Raw genomic sequence first — 2,991 nt, forward strand, 5'->3', positions numbered from 1 at the left:
CCGCAGGGGGCAGCGGTGCTGCCCTTGGCGAATGAATTCGCCCCCACAAGGACCGTACCTCCCGGTATCGGTGTCGCGCCAGATGTGTGCGCCGAAGAAGGCGTAGGCATCCGGGTTGTCCATGCTTCCCACGGTGGTCTGGCCGACGAATCGCGTACCGGGCATCACTTCTTGCACCGGTTGGAAAAATCGCAGGATCCCGGCAGACGCGGGAACGAACAAAAACGAAGTGATCTCGGCCCGAACGTGATGCGGTTCTTGCTGATGATCTTTCCGTTCAACAGGTGATTCTGCTCGACGGTCAGGGTGCATTCCTCGGGGAGGGGGTCTTTCGAGGCGATCATGTAGCAGTCGTCGAAGATCGCCTGCGACGTCGTAAAGCTGTTCGGCTTGAGCGCGGGATACAGCCCACAGGGATCATCGAGCTTGTTGAACTGCTCCTGGATCGTGACGGACCCGCCACCCGGTGGCAGGCCTCGCAGTGTGAATCGCGCCAGTCGCGATACGCCGAATTGGCCCTGTGGCACCTGGCAGCCGGCCTTTTCGGCGCCGGCCAGCATCGAGGAAAATACCGCGGTCACAGGGCAGTCGGCGGTGCTGCCAAGTGGGGTCTCCGGAGTGGGGGATTCTTCAGGCGCGAACCCGGTCTCACCCGCCATCTCGTCATCGGCCAATGCTTCGCCAATCTCGCCCTTCAGGTTCACGGGCGATGGGCCGACGTTCGCGAGCGAGTCGCGACAGCGCGGGCAGGCGCCGCCACACGCACACCCGCTGGGTGCGCGGCGAAGGATGTCCGCGCCTCCGCCGGCATGCCGCTGGGCAATAGCCGCCGGACGATTGACGGAGTGCTTCGCGGGTTGCAGGCGCGATGCTTCGGTGGCGTGAAAGCTTCCCATGATGACGGCCTCAGGGCCTGATGACGCCGCGGTACGACACCCGCCACGGCTCGGAAACCTTTTCGGTTCCGTTGCACGTATCCGCGAGTACGCCGACGAACGTCAGGTCGAAGTCGGCGAAGGTTCCGATCAAGACGCCCGGCGAATCCCTTCCGACGTATTTGTCGCCCGTTGCCCGATTTGGGCTGTACGACTCGTCCATCGTCCGTTTTTCGTTGCGGTGCCCGTAACGCGCCTTGGGGTTGCTGTCGAGCCCGTCTTCCTGAAACGTGTTCTGATCCAGGGGCTTGCCACCGAAGACCTTGCCGGACACGTCCTGCAAGTTGCTACCGTCCTTGTTCGAGGAAAATTTCATGAAACCTTTGACGAGCTGGTGATATTCGCCGCATTCCGCCGCGCAATAGGAGGTTTCCTCTCGGCGATCCGTGGAGTTGGACCACTCCACCCGGACCTCGAAGTCTTCGCGGACCGATCCGGTTGATGAGCGGACGATCCCGCTGCGAGAGAACGGAAGCGCGGATTTCACTACACAGGCCGCCGGCAGTCCCGGCAGGGGATCCCCGGGCAGTGTCGTGCCCACAGGCTGTCCCGGCATTACGGATGGAGCTTCCGGACTGTCCGATAGGGGCTCACCCGTCACGGCGGGTGTCGCTGCGTGCGATCCCATGGCCAGCGGTTGCCTGGCCATGCAGCGTGGACAAGTCCCGCCGCAGGCGCAGGAGGGCGCTCGCTGGATCAGCGGACTCGCACTCCGCGCCAGCGTGGGCTGAGCCGCCGAACGGACGCGCGATGTCGGCTTTTCGTGCATCAGCGTGAACATGGCATTCCCCCTGCGTGCGGCCTGCATCATGCCTGGGGCGGGATGCAGGCGCGTCAGGACCGGGCCCCTAGAACCAGAACCGCTCCGATCGGGTTTCCGGCGTGAAGCGCACCTTGAACGGGACGTCGTAGGCGGCACCGCTGGCTTCCAGCCGACTCATCGGGATGGTGACCCATTGTTCGGCGTATGAGCCGCAGTCCCCCGGGCAGAAATCGATGGCGTCGAATACTTCGTACCTTGGGGTGAGTTCGACGCTGACGTAGCCGGTATTTCCAAACAGGACGGTCTTTTCCAGCGTGACATTGCCGTAGGTGATCTCTCGATAGTCATCGCCCGCGGCGCTGCTGCCGATATTCCCGGCTATGTGCCCGGCAACCGAAAGGGGATTGCTGTAGTTGATCGGGCGATTGGCCATCTCATCGGCGGAGAGGAAGTTGGCCAGAGACATGCCCCAGCGATCGCCATTGCGCATTGGCCAGCCCGGCGCCCTGCTCAGGCGATCGCCGACCATTTCGATCACCGCGTCCATATCGTCCTTGGTGTCCCAGGAGGATTTGAAGGCGGAGACCAGGTAGCTCGAGTCGCTGTCGAAGATCACCGGGTCGAGGCTGTCGCCCGGGCTGCGGCTGAGGAAGCTTTCATACAGGCCCTTCACTTCCGTGCCATAGGTCTCCACGCCTTCAGCGCGCATGTAGGTATTGGTCAGCCACCACTTGCTGTTGTCGATTTCCTCCTGGCTGTCGTAGGGCCGGCAGAAGTCTTCGTCGCTGCAACTGCGCATCACCGTGCTGCTCGACCCGCCGTGTTGCTGCACGACGTGCGTGAGCTCGTGGGCCAACAGGCGCCGATCTGCCGGGCTCGTCGTGGCGGCGGCGCCGGCGCCCAGCACGACGTCATGGCCGAGGGTATAGGCGCGGGCGTGGAGGTCTTGCGCCGACTGTCGCGCGGCGGCATCGGTATGCACCCGGACCGTCGAGAAGTCGTGGCTGAAGGCTGATTCGAAAAACCTGCGGGTATCGCTGGCCAGTGGCTGGCCCGGCGAGGCGAGCGCCCGGTGAACGCTGGCGGGGGCCGCGGCGTCGGCGGACGACCCGCAACGCGGGCAGCCGCCTCCACAGGCGCAATGACCGGCCTTGCGTTGGATCCGGGTGCGGCCGGTGGGGGCGGGTTGCCGCGCGAAGCCGGCTGTCGGCGCGGCGCGTGTGGGCGATCGATCGCCACTGGACAATGCCAGGCTCATGGTCATCGCTGCCTCGTTCGTGGTCAGTCCAGCCG

General features: G+C 64.5%; 3 protein-coding genes. All 3 read right to left on the bottom strand.

The features are described from left to right. Positions 1-164: 164 nt before the first annotated feature. Positions 165-896, bottom strand: coding sequence for a hypothetical protein (locus RUH75_RS23540; protein ID WP_313809636.1), 732 nt, complete (start codon positions 894-896; stop codon positions 165-167). A 10-nt stretch (positions 897-906) separates the two neighbouring features. Beyond that, positions 907-1,476 carry a hypothetical protein gene (locus RUH75_RS23545; RefSeq protein ID WP_313809638.1) on the bottom strand — a complete coding sequence of 190 codons (570 nt, stop codon included), beginning with the start codon at positions 1,474-1,476 and terminating at the stop codon, positions 907-909. A gap of 307 nt (positions 1,477-1,783) precedes the next feature. Beyond that, a partial coding sequence (locus RUH75_RS23550; protein WP_313809639.1) for a DUF4157 domain-containing protein occupies positions 1,784-2,991 on the bottom strand: 1,208 nt, incomplete at its 5' end.

This window comes from Sphingobium sp., from assembly GCF_032153725.1.
GTDB lineage: Bacteria > Pseudomonadota > Alphaproteobacteria > Sphingomonadales > Sphingomonadaceae > Sphingobium.